1 protein-coding gene is annotated in these 19599 nt (G+C 70.6%); it reads right to left on the reverse strand.

Going from position 1 to position 19599, the window contains the following annotated elements; all coding sequences use genetic code 11:
* Positions 1–296 precede the first annotated feature (296 nt).
* Entirely contained in the window at positions 297–19592 is a 19296-nt protein-coding gene (locus AB0C96_RS29125) for a glycosyltransferase (protein ID WP_362921351.1), read from the reverse strand.
* Positions 19593–19599: the final 7 nt, after the last annotated feature.

Genomic DNA, 19599 nt, shown 5'->3' on the forward strand with positions numbered 1-19599 from the left:
GCCGACGGCGGACCGGTTCCGTGCCGGATCTCGGGCGGCCTGGGGCACTCGGGTCGACTCGCAGTCCGGGGCAGTGTGAGCGGACTGCTGACGGCGCGCTCCGTCGTACGGGACCCGGTCGCACGACCCTTGTGCGGCCAAATTAGGTGGAGAACGAGCCACGAAGGATGACGGGCGATACCGAAGGATTAGGAGATCGGGGCAGCAGAGCGGAAGGTGATCTTCGGGCTCCAGCTGCGGCTGGGGGGGCGCCCGCGGCTCGGGAGTTGGCGGGCAGGGTGAGGAGGCGGGGTCGATTATGCGCCAAGGGCCGGAGGGTCGGTTTCCGGCGCCGAGACCTCGGTGACCACCGCCGCGGGCGCGGCCTCGGACCGGGCCGGATCCGTGTCCTGCGCAGTGCCGGAAGGCAGCCCCACGGAACCGGTCGGCGTCGCTGCCCCCGAACGGTCCGTCCCACCGGGCACGATGCGTTCCTCGATGCCGGTGTCCAGGATGAGGTCGATCGGCCTGCCAAGGCTCTGGGCCGCCTCCAGGGCCAGGTCAACGGCGTGTGAGGTGTCCCCGGCCCGGAGCCGGATGGGCGACCTGCCCTCGGCCAGGCCGGCGTCCCGCAGTCTGTCGGCGAGGTGGCGGACGGGCGCGGTGCTGCTCCCGGCGGCCGGCGGCTCCCAACCAGCCATGAGGTCGTCCAGGGCTTCGGCCTCGGGAGCCTTGCCCTTGGCCTCGGCGGTGGGGACCGGGCCGTGGAAGACGTCCGGATGCGCGGCGTGCAGGCCCTCCGCGACCCCGGTCGGAAGCATCCCGTACAAGCCCCCCGGGATCTCCATCGCCAGCGTCCCGTACGGTCCGATGAGGAACGCCTCCACATCGAAGGCGTAGTAGCGCAGCTCGCGGGGGGTGGCGAGCTTGTTCTCGTAGTCCTGCCCCGCCTCGTACTCCTCGCCGGCGCCGTGCACCCTGCCGTAGGACAGCCCACCCGTGCCGCGCAGCTCGGTCCCGTCGGCCCCCGGGCCACCCGCGGCGGAGCGGCCGGCCACGTCCCACCCCCGGGCGCGGTTGCGCACCGAGAGCGGCGTGTCCTCCGCCTCGGCGTAGGAACGGTCCTTGAACTGTGCCTCGGCCACCTGCTGCGCCCACACCACCCGCAGGCCGACCGTGACCGAGCCGCCATCGCGCAGCGGCAGCTGATAGGTGTGCCCCAGCAGTTCGCCGGAGTGGGCGCGCAGGACTGCGTCGGTCGCGGACAACCGCAGCCGCATGCCGTACTTGCTGTCCAGCCCCAGGCCCGGCACCTGCCAGGCGCCCAGGTGCCCCAGGTCCCTGAGCCGCTGCCACGGCGGCAGAGTGGTCAACGCGGCCCACCGGGCCACCGCTTCGCCGGCCGGGACTGCCTTCGGGAGGAGGTGCGCCGCGAGTTCGGTCTCCACCGGGCCGGGCACCGGCCTGGTGCCGGTGTGCCAGTGGACACCCTTGCCGAGAGTGTGCTGGCGGTCGATCAGTGGGGCTTCCGGGTCGGCATGGGCCCGCGGCTGCCCCGAGGTGAGGTGGTCGGGCACCAGGGTCCGCAGGCTGCCGTCGATCACCTTGCCCTCGGCCGCACTGTCACTGCTCCACGAGCCCACCTGGTGGCCGTACCAGAAGGCGGCCACATCATTTCCGGTGCCGAGGTACCGGGAGGACAGGCTGCCCAGCGTCAGTACGCCGTCTCTGACCCGCGTACCCATCCAGTGCACCACGTGGGGTCCCTGGGCGGCCACGTCGATCTCGACCCGGTAGCGCAAGGGATGAGTGAACTCCTGTGAGCCTTCACGGGTTTTGACCCGGAAGACGTCCTTGGTGTCCTTGCTGGTCCCCCGGGTGTCCGAGGACTTGCTCACCCACCCCGCCTCGCCGCCGCCGCTGAACTTGACCGAGCCGAGGCTCCCGCGTCCCTCGGCCTCCCCCGCGACCTTCCAGTCGGTTGCGACGACCCGCTTCTCGCTCAGCGCGGCGGACCTCTCGCCGCCCAGCAGGAGGGTCGTCTCGGGGCGCGTCCAGTGCTCGACCGCCTCGAACGCCTGCGCCGTGACCCGGATCGAGACGAAGTGAGTCCGGCCGAAGGCGCCCGTGATCGGCATCCAGGCGTGGACACCATTGCCCAGCAGCGCCGGGAGGTTGGTGGCCAGAGCCTCCTCGGAGAAGCGATGTCGCAGTGCCTGCATCCGCAGATTGGGGCGCGGCACGGCGTCGCGGGGCAGCAGCCCGCGCTCCCGCAGCACCTGTTCGATGTGGGTGAGGACCCGGGCGGCACGCAGCTGCTCGACGTGCCCGGTCAGCACACCCAACGCGGGCTCCCGGTAACGGCGTAGGGGCACCTCGGTGACACCGTCGTCCAACAGGCGGTGGGGACCGCGCCGGGGGGCGGGGGTCCGGTCGTCCCCGTCAATACGCTCCTGGACGTGCTCGGGCACGGCCAGACCCAGGTCGCTGACGAGCCGGTGCGGTACCAGACTGTCCATTCCCCGGGTGATGTGGAGGTAGGTGGTCTCGGACTCGGTGGTACCGCCCGTCCACCGGATCGCGGTGACCTCCACCACGACGTCCGAGCGGTAGGTGTGCACCGGCCCCGCGTAGGTGGCCCGGGTGGCGCCGGCGCCGCCGCGCTGTGCCTCGTGATGGTGTTGCCTCGACGCCGACCCGCTCGCGGTCAGGCTCGCCGACACCTCGTGGGTGGCATGGCGCACCTGCACGCCGAGCTGCCCGGTCAGTTGCCACCCGTACCCGGAACGAGAGCTGTCCGTGGTGCGGTCCCTGCCCTGCACGGCCCGCTCGATCGAGACGTCGGGTCGACCGTGGTGGACGGGGTCGTACGCCCGCAGGCGCAGCCGCAGTGCCTGCTTCCGGTTCTTGTACGCGTCCAGTTGCACATGCCAGCCGTCCGGTGAGGTCAGTGCGTCGAACTCGGTGCGCAACGCGGAGCTGTTCATGCTGCGGCGCAGTTCGAGCGGGAACTCCCAGCGTTCGCGGAGCAGACCCGGCAGGACGCCGTTGACCCGCCGGTACTGCTCCATGGCGGCATGCAGCAGCTCGTCGGTGTGCAGGAACACCGGGTACACCGCGCCCGAGTGGTGCTCGAAGGGGATGTGGGCGGTGTCGGGCCAGCCGGTCAGCGTGCGCACGGCGCCATAGCCCTCACCGGCCCGGACCAGGTCGGGAGAGGGCGACAGGTCGGCGGCGCGGGCGGCGGTGTGCTCGTCCGGGACGACGAAGACCGCTGCCATATTGCCCTGGTCCTCGATCCACCAGTGGGCGTCGGCCTTCGGGTGGTGGACGCCGACCTCCCACACCGCGTCGTAGACGAGTTCGTGAACGAGGCCGGTGGTCTGGGTGCGGCGGTGGGTCCTGGACTCGGCGGACAGTGTGCTGCCCGTCGCTCTGTTCCAGCTGCCGCCGACCTGGAACTTGCCCACCCGTACCTTGAATTGATCCGACACCTTCAGCTGGGCGCTGCCGTTGGCCGTGGCGGACAGGGCGATTCCGTGCGAGCGTTGCGCCTGCATCCCCGCGCGGCTGATCGCCTTCCCGTCCACCGTCATCACATACGGCTCGGTGCCCTCCAACCGGTCGAGCAGATGGAGTCTGGCGGACACGTCGAAGCTCTCCCCGCCGATCGTCAGCCGCCGATCCAGTCCGGCGAGCACCACCCCGAGGTCGCCTTCCAGCGCGGGACGGCCGTAGTACGTGGCAAGGAGCGTCTCCAGTCCCGACCGGTCGGCCGGCGAGGGCCGGCGACGCAACTCCGCCATCATCGAGTCGAGTTGCCGACGCAGTTCGCCGTATACCCGCTCCGACCCGGGCAGGCCGATGAGCGTGCCGAACCCCTGGCCTCGACCGGAGGCCAGCTGCGGGGGCGCGATCGCCTCCACGCGCTGCGGGCGGGGCGCGTCGAGCCGTTGCGGACGTTCCTGCTGAAATGGTTCGCCCTCGCGGTAGGGGGGACGGGACAGTCGATCCGAGAGCTCGCGGGAGTTCACCGTCCCCGCATCGGGAACGGCGGCGACAGGGTGCGTACCGGGTTCCCCGGGCCGCAGCGCCTCGGTCACCACCTCGCCGAACATCCGCCGCTCGAACTCGGCAGCCGCCCTCAGCGGCACCATGACCTCGGTCGCCACGGTCGCGCGCACCGGACGCACGTCCCGGTGGGTTTCGGACTGCGTGACCACCTCCACCCGGGCCTGGACGTGGTAGCGCGCGTGGTCCTCGTGACGGGTCAGCACCGTGTGTCCCGACCGGCTGCCGTCGGCCGCAAGAGAGACACTGCGGGAGGACTCAGCCTGCGCGCCCACGGACAGGTTGCCCAGATGACCGTTGCCCGTCGTCCTCATGCCGAGCACGTCGACGCCACCGCCGATACGGCCCTCGCCGGTCGTTGCCCGGCCGTACTTGTCGTTGCTGCCCTGCCCCAGATCTTCTTGGATCCGCACCGCCGTGGTACCGACGTACTGCGCACGCTCCCAGACCGTGTTCGCGGTGAAGCGGCCGGTGAAACGCCTCATCACGGAGGTGTTCTCGTCGAACCGACGCGAGGAGTCGCCGGTGGTCGTCCAGAAACGGCTGCGGGTGCGAACGGTGCCCTCGTTGGCCAGCTCCTTGATGAGCTTGGGCATCAGGACGGCGACCGTGTCCGCCGGGATGCCCGCCCGGCGCAGCTCGCGGACGAGGCCGGCCACCACCGGGCCCACGTCCATGGCCTGAAGGGTCAGCGGTGCCCGGGTCAGGTGTGGCGCGTCCGGGGAGACCGGGCGCATCGGGTGGGCGACGTCGTCGGGCCGGGGCTCCCGGGCCGAGGAGAACACCTCGGGGAAGCGCACGGTCAGGCCACGCGGGGTGACGGTGTCGTGGGGGGCGACCGCGCCGTCCACCGACACCTCGACGTGCAGCTGAGCGGTGAAGTCCGAGGAGCCGGTGGTCATCGGCTTCCGCCCGGAGACCACCTCGAACCCGTGGGTGTGGCTGCGTTTGGCGTTGCCGCCCACCGACAGCTGCGGGACCGGGGCCGCCACTGTCGACAACCCCGCGGCGGCCACCGTGAACGCGCTGGTCAACGCGGAGTTCAGCGCGCTCCGCGTCTCCCGCTCGGCAGTGCTCCGCACCGTGGTGGAGCCGAAGTGGACGTGGTGCTCCACGGCGCCGTCAGGACGCGGCGATCCATCGACCGGGGTCACCTCACGCAACACCGGCCGCAGCCACACCGTCTGACCGGCGACCTCGGCCACGTGCCCCTCGCGCAGCCGCTCGCTCCACTGTTCACCGCTGTCGGCGGCGAACAGCTCGCGCAACTCCCGCTCGATGCCGGCCCGCAGTTCCTGCTGGTGTGCCGGGGAACCGGGCAGACCGGTGAGTGCCCCGGCGACGGCGGCGGCCTCGGTGTCCACCCGCTCCGGATGCCACGTGGCCGCACCGGCGACGTCGATCTCACCGTGGGCACCGTGGTCCACGTACCAGGGATGGCGGCGCTCCGACGACCGCGGCGCGACCGGACCGGGGGCACTGTCGGCCGTGTGCTTCGACTCGCCGTCGGACTCGGTTGCGGGGGCCCTGCCGTACGAGTCGGCCTCTTCGGCATCCCCTGACGCGGACTCCGGCCTCTCTAACGCGGACTCCGGCCCATCGCTGTGCTCGGCTGCACTGCTGTGCCGGGAAGAGCCCGGCACAGCAGGGGGCCGCGGCGCGCGGGGGGCGATCGCCGGGCCGTCCGCGGAGCCGGGCGCGGGGCCGGGCGGCGCGACGGACGGTGCCCTGTTCGGAGTCGGGCTGGGGCCCCCGAGCCCGTGGTACATCCGCATGACCTCGGGCGGGAACGGCTTCCCGTACACCAGCCCGGTGAAGACCTCCGCTACGAACTCGCGGGGGTTGCCGGCGGCGTAGGCGCTCACGCCAAGGGCGAGAGCCCGATGGGGTACGGCATCGCCGTCCTGCTCGCTGCGGCCGGCGAACTGCGTGAAGGCCAGATCGTGGTACTGGGCACGGGCGTTGGCGTAGTGCAAGAAGTGGCCCAGCTCGTGCACCATCGTGCCGACGCCGGAGGGGTCGAGCTCGGTCGAGAGGTAGCGGTACCGATCGTCGGCGAGCTTGTTGGTCAGCGGATTGCCGACGACGTCGGGCGAGGCGATCACCGCGTGGGGTGCGAGGTACTCGGCACGCGGCAGCCGGTCCCCGGTCTGCTCGACGACACGGTCGTCGTGGACTTCCAGAAGCCGGCCGTACTTGGGCAGGTGCAGTTCCACGTCGGGAACGTGGAAGCCGGCCTCCTGCACCGTGCTCACGGCCTTGCGGAAGTGGTCGATCCGAGCGTCGCGGAGGCTGTCCGTGGGGTCCCCGTGAACGGTGACCCGCGTGCCGTGGACGTCCTCGACCACCGGCGTCAGGTTCCCGAGGTGGGAGCCGGTGTCGAGCGCCTCGGCCTGGTCGGCACGGTCGAGATAGGAGTGGAGTTCCGGGTAGAGCGTGGAGCCGGTCAGCTCGTTGCGAGCGCTGCCCATCAGCTCCCGGACACGATCGGCGGACACACCCGCGTCGACGGTCACCCCACCGGCCGCCGCCGTATCCCGCTTGGCCGCCAGCTGCCGGCGCGAGAACTCATCGGCGGCAACGAGCGCATCGTCCGACAAAGCACCGTGGGCGGTGCGGTCGCCGGTGAAGATGTTGTGCGTGGTGTTGTTCGCCGGGTCGACCAGTTGCGGCAAGCGCCGGCCCGCGAATTCGCTCACACCAGGATGGATACGGGCATACCGGCCGAGAAGCTGTGCCTGGTGCGCCCGCTCGGCGATTTGCTGGTGCAGATCGTCCCACTCGGACTGGACGTGTGCGGTGAGGCGGTCGACCGCCTCGCTACGGTCGCTGGGGTCGTGCTTGCCCGACTTCCACGCTTCCACGGCGTCGAGGATGGCCCCCAACTGCCGCTGGTTGGTTTCGTGATCACCACGCAGCCGCCGGCCGCCGTTCGCCCACTCGTCGACGGCCCTGTCAATGCCCCGCAGAGCGTCGGAGCGCCGCGCCCTCGGCATCGCCGACTCGGTCCGCCAACTGTCGATGATCTCTCTGTCATCAGCGGCCCGCACCGGGGAATCCGGCGGGAGCAACTTGGGGTCGTGCGGCACACTCCCGGGGGAGGAGGCAGGGCGCTGGACCGGATCGGTGACCGGGTCCACCCAGGTGTGTTGACGGAGCGTGGGGGACGCAGCCGAACGGGCGGTATGCCACCGGGGGTCCTCCGACAGCAGTGCGCTGCCGCCGTCTTGCAGGTGCCCGGCTCCCGTAGGGGCGTCACCGTTCGAGGATGCTCCGCCCGGTGTACTGGTCGGCGTCTCCGTGACCGGTCCGGAGGCGGAGTGGGACTCGACCCGGTGATCGCGGGTGTCCCCGACCAGCGCGCCGAGCAACTGGAGGTGACGGCCGCGCAGTCCGCCCTGCGGGAGACCGTCGGGGGCGGCCCCCCAGAAGTTGCCCATCAGGCTGCCGGTGATCTGTGCGCGGCCTGATGCGCCGCCCTCCTGGTACTCGTCGCGAAGACCGAGTTGGTGCGCCAGCTCGTGGGCGTAGGCGATCGGCTTGGCGTCCGGCCACCAGTTCCGTTGGTCCATGAACCGGTCGTTCCCCACTATGTCGACCGTCAGATGCGGATCCTGGTCGGCCGTCACGCGTTCCACCGTCACATGCAGGCGGCTGCTGTCCGGCAGGTGGTGGACGGGGCGGTTGAAGAACTCCTCGACCCCCGGCTTCACCAGTTGCCAGACCGCGTCGGTGTCGTGCGTGGCGGCGTCGCGGAAGGCGATGCGCACGGTCAGGTCGGTGACCGGTGTGTCGCCGACGCGGAACGAACGGACGTCGAAGGCGGATTGGACCACGAAGCGGGGCGCGTGGTTCCAGCCGCGGTGCGGTACGGCGGACGGTGCGGGGTCGTGCGTCCGCGGCGCGTCCACGGCGCTCGGCTGTCCGTCGTGGTGAGGGGAGGCCGCCCGCGGCAGGACGCCGGACGGGCCTTCGAGACCCTGAAGTGGCGCCGTGCCGACCGAAGGTCCTGCCGCCGGCTGCTCGACCGCCGGCTCGTCCTGCTGGTGGGTCTCCTGGCGCTCACTCTCCTCGGTGAGCCATCCCAGGCCGTCCCACAGGGCGCGCTGGCCCTTGTCGAACCGCAGACGACCGGAGGCGAAGGCCTCGCTCCACTTTGCGTTTCCCGGCCATTGGCCCGATTCCCGCAGTACCACTTCGATCTGGCTCTTGATCAGCCATGGCCCGGTGACGCTCGCGGCGTGCTCTTTCAGGTTCATGCTCGAAAGGGGACCTGACTCACTGCCCTCAGGCAGATGCGTCAGCACCTGCCTGAGGAACGACGAAGCCGGGGGAGCAACGATGAGATTGTTGCCGATGTCGCCGAGAGAGTACTGCCTCTCAATGACCTCCCGCAGGCCCTCCCCACCATGCCGTTGCACAATCGGGAAGCCCTCCTCCTGCCGCTCGCGGTCGATCTGATCCAAAAGCCAGTTGAAGTGCCTCAAGTCACGGATCGCCGGCGGGAAGAAGGGAACGCTGTCGGAAGACATGACCAAATCCTCGGCTGGCAACTGAACGTCTCCCGGGGCCAGATCCACGTCCAGATAGACACCTCCTTCCCGGTACAGCAGCGCATAACGAGCGATGTCCGAAGCCATGGCGTGAGCCCCGCGTCGGACCGCGAGTTCGAACAGCGCGAGCGCGTTGTCGCCCCCGGGGATCGACCTTTCGCCGGAATGCCCATCCTCAGCGGTGAACAGCGCTTTATCCACGTCCCGTATTCGGGCACCACCCTCTTGAATCTGTTGGAAAAACTCTCCGTTGGCATGCCGAGATCCCGAATCGGCCCACATGTTCAACTGCCAGCCGGCATCTGGCGTCCTGCCCATCCACCCCTCGACATTCGCCCTCGCCGCCGGCGTCAACTCGGCGCCCAGCCATACGAGATGCACCGCACGCGGCACCGACTCCGGAGGCTCACCGGCGTCGGCAAGGACCGCCTGACGAGGGTCGTAATCGACCGAAATCACCGCGCGCCGCCGCAGAGTCCTTGCCTGCCCCGCGCTGTCTTCCTGCGCCAACTGCGAACCGGCCGACTGTTCCACCATCGTGAACCGCCGGGCAAGCAGCCGTGGGCCGTCATCCGGCTGCATGGCCAGCAGACTCTCCGGCAGTGCCGCTCGCAACGCCTCCGCAGTGGCCTGAGCCCGCTGAGCGCCGGTACGCAGCGCCTGCGACTCGCCCTCGGACCCGCCGCCCCGCCTCTTGCCGTTGCCGTAGCCGACGACATCCACCTCAGGCAGCGCACGGCCACTGCGCCAACTCTCCAGCCCCTGCTCGGCCAACACGGGGGCCAGTTCGTCGATCGCCTGCTTCCCGGCACCCTCCACCGTCTTCGACCCCTCGGCGAACGGAACCGGCACCGATGTGGGGAGCGCAGGGGTCTCGCCGGTCGACGGTCCGGCGGCCGGACCCTGAGCCGTCACCGGAACTGCCGATTTGGTGGCGTCATCTCCGTCCGGCCGCGGCGAAGGTGCGGTGTCCCACCGTTCGCTCTCCCAGTCCACGGCGCTCAGCCATCCGTCGTGCTGAGAGGAGGCCCCGGCCCCCGGCCGGTCACGGTCGGCGGCCATATCCCGCAGTCCGTAGCCGTGCAGAACAACGCTGGCGTCGACGGTGTCCTCGATGGCGGCCAGATAGCGCTCTGGTAGCGGCGCCAGGCGCGCGGTGCCGGCCATGAGGCCATCCGTGTGGACGGCCGCGCTGTCCGCGTTCCGGCGGAAGAGGAACTCCGGGTCCCGGTACTCGTCGGGCAGGCCCAGGTAGTGGAAGACCTCGTGGAACACCACCGGCAGGTACCTGTGGTCCTCGGTGGGCGGCCCGAGGTTCCAGTGCCGCTGGTCGGAACGGCCAGGGTTGTCGGACCGGCTCACGATCACATGCTCGGGGTGATCGTCGTCATGGACCAGCCGCAGCTCGACATGGAACTGGTCACCGGAACGCGGCAGCGCGTAGCCAACCGCGTTGATGTGCTCGTCCAGCGCCCCTTGGATGCCTGCCTGAAGGCCGGCCAGACCGTGCTCGGACAAACCACTGCCGGCCAGGCGGACGGGGAGCGTCACGACGTGGTCGCGCACCCATGTGCGGTTCTCGGCCTGGATACGGGAGACCTCGGCACGCATCAGGGTCTGCGAGCCGGCCAGCGTGCCCGGAGCACGATGGCGACTCATGACGTCGACGGCCGGGTCGAACCTCTCGACACGGAGACGCCCGACATACCCCTCCGGCACCTCGTTCCGACGCTCCCCCCAGGTCGATACGGCGGCGGGAAGGGGCACCTGGCGGGCCGGACGAGACGGCGCCGGAGCGTCGGACGAGCCTTCGGGAACACGACGTGGCGCCATACCGACCGAAGGTCCTGCCGCCGACTGCTCGACCGCCGGCCCGTCCAGCTGGCGCTCGCTCTCCGCAGTGACCCAGCGGATTCCCTGAAAAGCCTCCAGCGCGCGGGGGGAGAACAGCGCTATGGCCTCGTTCCGCTGGAACGTCGGATAGGAGGAGCCGTCGAACGCGGCAACACCCTCCGCACCCGCCTTCATGGCGAACCGTTGCAGCGGAGGGAAGCCTTCGACACCGGGGATCCGGTCCTCGATCATGCCGGGGCCACTGATCTGCGGTGCCAGGTCCTTGAGCACCTCGGGGAGCTGCGACGCATCCGCGAAGGACACGGCCATGTGCTCCCGCAGGGCGGCGAAGTTCTTGGGAATCGCGTCCAAGAGCGAGGTGATGAACTCCGATCCCGGTTGCGCGACGATGAGGTGGTTGCCGAGGACTCCCGCCTCCCACCGAAGCCGCGCCGCCAGATCGACTTGCTCCATCCGGTCGGCGGGAACGTCCGCCCCTGCCGCGGCCAGCGCGTCGGCGACGCTGACCATGTCCCGCACGCGCGGGGCGAGCAGGGGAAGATCCTCCGAACGCATGGTGATGTCTGCCATCGAGGACAGATCCACGGTTCCCGGATGCAGGTCCACGTCGGCGTAGACCCCGCCGATCTGCTCAAGGATCGCGTAGCGCGCGATGTCGGAGGCCAGGTTGTAAGCCCCGTTCGCCACAGCTGTCTCGTAGACCTTCAGCACCTCGGGCCGGTCCTCCAGGCGCAGGGCATCAGGCGAATCTTGGTGGACGGTGACGATCTGCTCAAGACGGGCACGCACCTCGCCGCTCCACTCGGCGTAGGTCGCGTCGGTCCACAGGTGCTGTTGCCATGTGCCCTCGGCCGATCGTGCCCACGCCTCAAGGTTGTTCAACGCCGCCGGCCTGGGCTCCTCTCCAATCCAGAAGAAGTGAACGTCCTTGGGCACCGGGGCGGGCGCACCGACGGACGGAGCGATCTCGGCAATCCGCTCCATGTAGCGCGAGTCGAGCTCACCGCGCAGTACGTGAAGGTTCTGAAGCTCCAATCGGCGCAGCAGGAGTCGGACTCTGGCATCTTGGCCACGCCTCGCGGACTCGTCGACGTAGTCGACGAGCGCCTCGCGCCGGTCGACGTCGAGTTGAGTCCGGTCGTGCGCCAGCAACCGCAGTACGCGTGCGGGCCCGTCGGCCGCCGCCCAGATCCGGACCGTACGACGGGCCGCACGAGCCTCCGCGGGGGTCAGCGACTCCGCGGGCGTCTCGGGGAACGGGGCGGCGGACTCGCCCTGGCCCCGGGACCGGGGAGCCTGGAGCAGGGAAGTGCCGGTCAGGATGTCCGGATCTCCGCCCCACAGCCGGGAGATCCCTTCGTTCAATTGGCTGCGCAGCACGTCCCACACCACCCGAGCACGCTTCAACCCGGAGTCGGCTTCGCTCGACGTTCCGCGCAACGACCCCCATTTGCTGCCGTTTCCGCCTCCTTCAACGTAGACCCGGAGCGGCTTCTCGTCGTGGGTGACCCGCCGCACCGCTTCGGCGGCGACCGAAGCCGAGAAGTCCTCGATCTTGGCCAGTTGGTCTCTGCCGTTGGGCAGCCGCGTCGAACCCTCCCGGAAGGCGATCTCAGCGGTCGCGTGGACGGACTCCCCCGAAGGGCTGCCCTCCGGCGCACGAGAGGTCGGCCAGCGATCGGCCTCGTGGGGCAGTGACCCGGCGTCGGGATCCGGGGCGGCGTGCGGACGGACGTCGGTGCCGCCGCGCTCCTGGCCGGACGGCTCCTCCGCCGGTGCCTGCTCGGCGATGCGCTGCTGGAGATCGTGCAACTCGGACTGGACGTGTGCGGTGAGGCGGCCGACCGCCTCGGCACGGTTGCTGGGCCCGTTCTTGCTCGACTTCCACGCTTCCAGGGCATCGAGGATGGCCCCCAGCTGCCGCTGGTTGGTTTCGTGATCACCACGCAGCCGCCGGCCGCCGTTCGCCCACTCGTCGACGGCCGTATCGACGCGCCGCAGAGTGTCGGAGCGCCGAACCCGCGGCAGCGACGACTCAGCCCGCCACCTGTCGATGATCTCGCTGTCCCCGGCGCCGCGGATATCGGTCGGCACAGTGCCGACATCAGCGGTCGGGAGCGCGCCCGATGTTGCTGACATCGGAGCGTCGGCGGGGACTGTCTGCTGCATTGGATCAAGTTGATGGGCGCTCTCCTGTGTGACCCATTCCAATCCAGTCCAGGTCGCAAGTAGTTGCGGATCGAACAGAGCGACCAGATCTCGACTGCGAAGTCCGGGCGGCGTCTGCCAGTCCGCGGCGGCCCCTGCCCTCCACAGACCGAGCACGTCCTCCACGTACTCGCCCAGCGCCGAACCGCTCTGATTCTGGCGGACAAAATGGATAAGGCCCGGACCGGAGATGGCCGCTGCTTCCCGCGTCAGGTCAGGGCCGCTCTTCGATGAACTCGCGCTGATTTCCTGGAACTTCTGGGGAATCTTCTCATTGAGCAAATTGATGAAGTCGGAATTAGGCGGTGCGACAATGAAGTGATTGCCCAGGTGACCCTTCTCGTAGCGGCTCTTCGCTGCGACCAGCAGATCTTCCGGAGTGATAGGTCCGCCTGAATCAGTCGAACCCGACTGGGCTCGCAGGCCCAGATCTCGCAACTCCTTCAGGAGGGAGCTCAGATCACGCAACCCCGGGCTGAGCAGCGGCACCTCATCCGGCCGCAACCGGATGTCCGGCATGGTCTCCCACGACACCTGGCCGGGGCCGAGGTCCACATCCGCATACACCCCTCCCTGCTCAGCGAGCACTGCGTACCGAGCAATATCGGAACCCAGGTTGAACGCTCCCTGCTTCAAACCGGCTCGGTAGATCTGCCCCAGGTCAGGCAGCCCGGTCAGTCCTTGGCTGCCATCGGGGTCGAGCTGCCGGTATCTCTCCTGCACACTGCGCGCCGCCCCCGCCACCTTCTCAGCCGTGTCGGTATGCACCGCGACGCCGGCCTTGCCCAGCCTTTCTATATCCGTCTGCCAGGCCTTACTCGACCCCTTGGCGTTGTGCTTGGGGTCGGTCCACAGGTTCAGCTCCCACTGTTTCCCCGGAGGCAACTTCTCGTTGGTCCGAGTTATGTGGTCCGCCCACCGCAGCACGTTGGCCAAGCCATGTGGACTCATCGGCTTGCCGAACCACACGAAGTGCAGCTTCTTGGGCACCAGTACACCGTCGGACACCGGCGAAGCCGAAGCCAAGGCACGCTCGTAGTATTGGCGAACCTCCTGGTGAACCTCGCCGAGCACGGTCCGCTGCTCCTGGCTGATCCGCTCAAGAATGGGGTCGGTGGGGTGCCTGCCGAGGCTCAGTTGCTCCAATCGCTGAAGGAGTATCCGCGCCTTGAGCCGCTCCCCCGTCGGCGCATCCGCCCGGAGTCCCTTCTCCACGAACGACGTCAACCCAGAGCGATCATCGACAGTCAGGGGCGTCCCGTCGTCAAGCCGCCACCCGCCGAACGGATCTTTTCGGATACCGATCCCCGCGGATTCCGGCGTACCGGAGTCGACCCCCGTGTTCTCCTCGGGACCGGGCGATCGTGACGTGGGCCAGCGATCGGTGATCGGGTCGGCAGCAGGGTCGTGGTCGCGCTGGACCGGGTCGTTCTCGACTCGGGGCGTGAGGGGGTGGTCGTGAAGGACGATGTTTGTGTCGACGGTGTTTTCGATGATGGTGAGGTAGCGCTCGGGCAGTGGTGTGAAGCGGTCCGCCTGCACCATGAGGGCGTCATCGGAATGTACGGCCGGACGTCCCTCGTCGAGGCGGAAGAGGAAATTCTCCTTGAGGTATTCGTCCGGCAGACCGAGGTAGTGGAGGACTTCGTGGATGAATTTCGGTAGGGGGGCGGTGTCGTTCCCGTCTTGGGGGAGGTACCAGTGGCGTTGGTCGATGCCGGTGGGGGTGGGGGTGCGGGAGAGGACGACGTGCTCGGGGTGGTGGTCGTCGTGGACCAGGTCGAGGGTGACGTGGAGTTGGTCGCCGGAGCGGGGAAGCGCGTAGCCGGTGTTGAGGTGTGCGTCGAGGGATTCCTGAAGCCGGGTGTTGAGCGTGGTGAGGTCGTGTGGGGTGACGGTGTGGTCCAGGCGGACGGGAAGGGCGACGGTGTGGTCGCGGACCCAGGTGCCGTTGTCGGCCTGGATACGGCGGACCTCGGCGCGGATGAGGGTTTGGGCACCGGAAAGGGTGCCGGGGAAGCGGCTCGGGTCCAGAGGGTTGCCGGCCGGGTCGAACCGTTCACTGCGCAGTAGCGCGGAAGGCGCGTCGTCGCTGCGGTGCATCCAGGTGTCAGGCGCGGCGAAATCAGCCACTCTGCCACCTGGCGCGACGGGAGCAAGGGCGGCCGGCTGCTCCGGCGGGCCGGGTTGGGGCTGGTGCGTGGCGTGTTCTTCCGCGGTCAGCGGTTGGTGGTGAGGGTCGGGGACACGGTCGCCGACCGGCTTGCCGTCGACGGTGCTCAGCTCCCCGGCGCCGGGTTGTTCAAACGCGCGCGAAGTGGACCAGCGGTCGAGGGAGTGCGCGGGCACCGTGTCGCCCGCGACCCGATCGACGCCGCCCGGCTGGTCGAACGCCTCGTGGCCGGGCCGTTGGGCGTCGCCCGTGTGCTCCGGGTGGCCGCCGATGAGGGGACGCCCGACATCGAGCGGCGAAGGGCTCTGCGCGCTCCCGTGTTCGGCGGGTTCGTCACCGTCCGCCACCCTGAAGGTGTTCTCGTGCGCGGCCTCGTGGGCGAGCCACTTGTCGGCGTCGAGGCGTTCCGGGCCCCAGTGCTCGCGGTACGCGGTGAACCACTCCGCACCGTAGCGTTCCTTGAGGTCGGAGAGCTCCGCGAAGGGAAGGGGTCCCTTGTCGGCGGCGAGGGCGTCGAAACCGCGGGCCGCGCCTTCCAGCGCGGGCATGACCTCGGACTCGAAGGCCAAGTGGACCGCAAGGTCCTCGTCGAGGGCTTGGCGGGTCTCGTGCCACCGCTGGAGCCGTTGCGCCACTCCGTCGCCTCGGAGCGCGTCAGGCGTGGGGAACAGTTCGTCGAAGGCTTCGCGTACCCGCTCGGAGTGTCCCTCGCGGACCCGTTCCGCGGCGTCGTCGGAGAGGATGTGGCCCTCACGCCAGGCGGCGACGCGCTCGTGAGCCTGCCCCTCCGCGGCGCGGAAGCCGTGCTCGCGGGCGGAGTGGAGGGCGATCAGGTCGTGGATGCGGTCGGATGCGGTGAGTTGTCCGAACGTCGTGCCCCACGTGTCCATCTCGGCGTCGCGGGTACGCAGCAGTCGCCCGTCGATCCCGCGCGCCATCTCGGCGGCGACCCGGTCGGCGAGGTGCTCCGGCACCGGGCCGGAAAGACCGAACGTCTCGGTCGTGGCCTTGTCGAACCGGGGCAGGCCCTGCTCGTGCCAGACCCCGGCCGCCTCATGAACGGTGTCCAGCACCGTGCGGATGGCGGCTTCCCGGGACGCCTGGACGGCGAACTGGCGCGGAAGCTCCTGCGTGCGCTGCTCGAAGCGGCCGTTGAAGTCCGCCACGGCGCCCTGCGGGGAGCCATGGAAGTCGTCCGCCGAGTCGACCGAGGAGAACACCGCCGTGAAGTCCGACTCGACGTGCTCCCGCAGCGTCGCCCGCAACAGTCGCAGGCTCTCCTGTGACACCCCGGCGTCCGCCGCCACACCCGTCTGCTCCAGCCGCCTCTCGCCGGCGGCGTCGAGACCGCTGCGCCAGGTCCCGGCGGTGTGCTCGACCGCACGGTCGGCGCTGTCCAACGCCGTCTCGAACCCGACCCGCAGGTCCAGGTCCCTGGGGAGGGCGGCGGTGAGCCCGTCCAGTGCCCGCTCGCCCCGCACGGTCCGCTCCGGAAGGGCCTCCCCCACGTCATCGGGGGTCCGGTACACCTCGGCGACCGCCTTCTCCACCCTGTCCCGGAACACACCGGACAGATGCTCGCGCGCCCGGTCGACCATCTCGCGGGACAGGGCCACCGGCTGCGGTCCGAACTCCTCTGCGGGGGCCGCGAGTTGTCCGGAGGCGACGTCGACGGTCCGCTCGAAGCGTTCCATGCCGACGCGCACGGCTGCCTCCCGGACGGCGGCCAGCTCCAGCCGTCCGTGCAGGTCACCGAGGATCCGCTCACGGGACTCCGGCTCGGCCGCCAGCTCGGCCTTCACCACCTCCTCGGCGCGGCGCCGGACAGCGAAGGCGAACTCCTCCGGGCTGTGCTCCGGCAGTCGTGGCGACCACTGCGTGAACGCCACGTCGAGGCGTTCCCGTACCTCGGCCTGCTCGCCCGCCACCCTGGCCGCCTCGGTGAGGTGCCCGTCGTAGGCCCCGTGCAGCTCCCGCTGCGCCTGTTCCCAGTGACGCTGCTGCTCCGGTGATGCCTGGGCGTGGTCCGGTGCCGGTATGTACTCGGGGACGGGGGAGGGCGACGGGTGCGCCGCGGTGGCGTCGTCCGACCGAGGGTGCGGGGCGAGCGGGTCACCGCCGCCGTCCGGCGGATCCCGGCGGTCGTCGTGGTGCGGGCCCTGCGGCGGATCGCCGTGCACCGACTGCCCGTTGGAGTCCGCCGTGGTGTGCGCATGCGCGGCGGAACCCTCCGTGCCGGGCTCGCCGGACACGGGCCGCGGCACGGCGTGCCCCGCGGGCTCGGCCGCGGACTGGGGGTGCATGGGCTGCGGGGGCGAAGCGGCGGACGTGGTCGTCCGTGGCTCTGATGCCGCGTTGGTGGTGGGCCCGTGCGAGGCGGTGGCGGGCTCCCCGGTTCGAGGCGGGCCACCGGCGGTGCGGAGGGGGCTGTGTGCTGCCGGGTCGTGGGCGGCCACCGTGGGAAGCGACCTGGCCGCATCCGTCCCCGCCGAGCTGAGGCGCACCGGTGTCTCGCCCACCGGGGGTTCGGCCACCGCACGCACCGCTTGTGTCGGTACCCGCTCGGGCTGCGCTGCCTGCGTCGACATGCCCTTGGCTTCCAGACCGGGCAGTCCGGGGTGCGAAGGTTCCCCGGCAGCCTTGCCCAACTGGTGTGCGGCGGGCAGCACGGTGACCGGGTCGGTACGGGTGGTTGACGGGGGTTCGGGCGCTGGGGACGGGCCGTGCTCGACATGGGTGGTTGACGGGGGTTCAGGCGCTGGGGACGAGCCATGCTCGACATGGGCGGCCGACGGGGGTTCAGGCGCCGGGGACGGGCCGTGCTCGACATGGGTGGCTGACGAGGGTTCAGGCGCCAGGGACGGGCCGTGCTCAACCGCCTGCGTGCCCGACGCGACGACGGTGTCCGCGAGGTGCGGGGAAGCGGGCTGCTCCGCCGGCTTGGCGGCAGGGTCCATCCCCGGCAGGCCCGTCGCGTGCTCCGGCACGCTGCTCGGGACGGAGTGGGAGGCCGCCGTGGACGAGGATGCCGCCCCCACCGTGGACGCCTCCGCCGTCGCCGACGACGTCGACGCGGTGGAGGTGGCCGGGGCGGTCGTCGGGGCGGTCGTCGGGCCCTGGTGCTCCGGCGTGCCGGGAGCGACCGCGTGGGAGCCGACGGTGGCGGGGGTCTCCGCATGTCCCGGGGACATCGTCGGAACGGCCGAGGCAGCCGGCGCGGTCGCGGCGGCGTGCTGCTCCGGCTGGTCCGTCGCCGGGCCGGACGCCCGGGTCGCGGTGGCCGGGGCGGTGCTCGCGGCCCCCCGCTCCGTTTCGATGCCTCCAGAGCCAGCGGTGGTCTGCGAGGCGGTCTCCGGGCTGGTCGCGGTGCGTGTTCCAGGCCGCGTCGCGGTGGCCGTCGTGGTCTCGTCGCGCTGCTGCGACCCGCTGTTGCCGTGACCTTCCCCGGTCGTCATCGCGCTCCGGGCCGGCGTGTCCGCGGACGCGGTCGGCGTGGTGCGTCCGGTGGCGCCGGCTCCACTGTCGAGGGTCAGCGGAGCGGTGGCCGGAGGGGCCGTCGAAGTGGCCGCTCGCGCGTCCTGCGTGGTCTGCGTGGTCTGTGCGCGCTCCGTCTCCGGGGCGTGGGTACCGGCGGCGTCCGGGGCCTGCGCGTTCCCCGACACCGGCGCCTCGCCTCCCGGCTCGGCCCGCGTCGGCTGCGACGCGGTGGACGGCGCCTCGGCCGACTGCCGTTCGCCCTGAGGGGACTCGGTTCCGCCGGCCGATGCCGTCCCGGTCGTCGATGCGGCGTCTGCCTGCGGCGCCGCCCCGGTCGTCACGGGCTCGTCCGAGGGGTGTCCGGTCGACGCACCGTCCGCCGTGTGTCCCGAGGTCCCGACCTCACCGGTGACGTCCTGGGAGAGCTTGGGTGCCTCGGGCACTCCTTCAACATTCTCGACGCCGGCAGGGGAGGTCCCGCCCGGTCGGTGGCGCCATCCGGCCGCGCCGCCGATCGCACCGGCGCCGGCGGCCATGCCGAGGTCCTGACCCGCGTCGAACGCCGCGTTGGCCGCCGCGCCCACCGCCACACCGGACACCGCACCGGTCACGGCGTGACCGACGATGGTGTTGGCGAACTTGGGGGCGAGCGCGTTTCCGGCGAGGGAGATCGGCATCCCGATGGCGCCGCCCATGGCGCCCATCGCCGCGCCGAGGGCGGTGCCCTTCGCGTCCCACTCGGTGCGGTCGCCCTTGAGGAACTGGATGCCCTGCACCGCGGCGTCCATCGCCGCCTGGGTGACCGCCGCGCTGACCACCGCGTTGAAGGCCCGCCGCAGGATGAGTTGGACGTTGATTCGGACGGCGGTGATCTCCGCCGGAATCAGCGCCGAGCCGTAGAAGGAACTGGCCAGGGCGACGATCTCGGCGGCCAGCCATGCGCTCTGCGCGAGGATCATGTATTTGGCGTACTCGACCTGTAGGGCCGTGTTGACGCTCATGGTGCCGATGTCGTCGGCGGCACCGGCCATCGAGGGGATGGTCTGGCGAAGGCGCGAGGTGAACGAGCTGAACGCCGTCGCGGCGGCGCCCTTCACGCTGCCGAGCACACGGGCCGTCACCGGATCGACTTCGGCGGCGACGCGGTCGAGCTCCTGGGAGGCGCCCTTCCATACGGCGCCGATCGCTCTGACGTGGTCCTCGTCCGGCTTGGGCCAGTCCCCACCGGCCGCCCACGAAACGGCCCAGGCGATTTCCGGGGGGATCTGGATGCCCATGGAATGC

The organism is Streptomyces sp. NPDC048506 (assembly GCF_040651315.1).
In the GTDB taxonomy this organism is placed as follows: domain Bacteria; phylum Actinomycetota; class Actinomycetes; order Streptomycetales; family Streptomycetaceae; genus Streptomyces.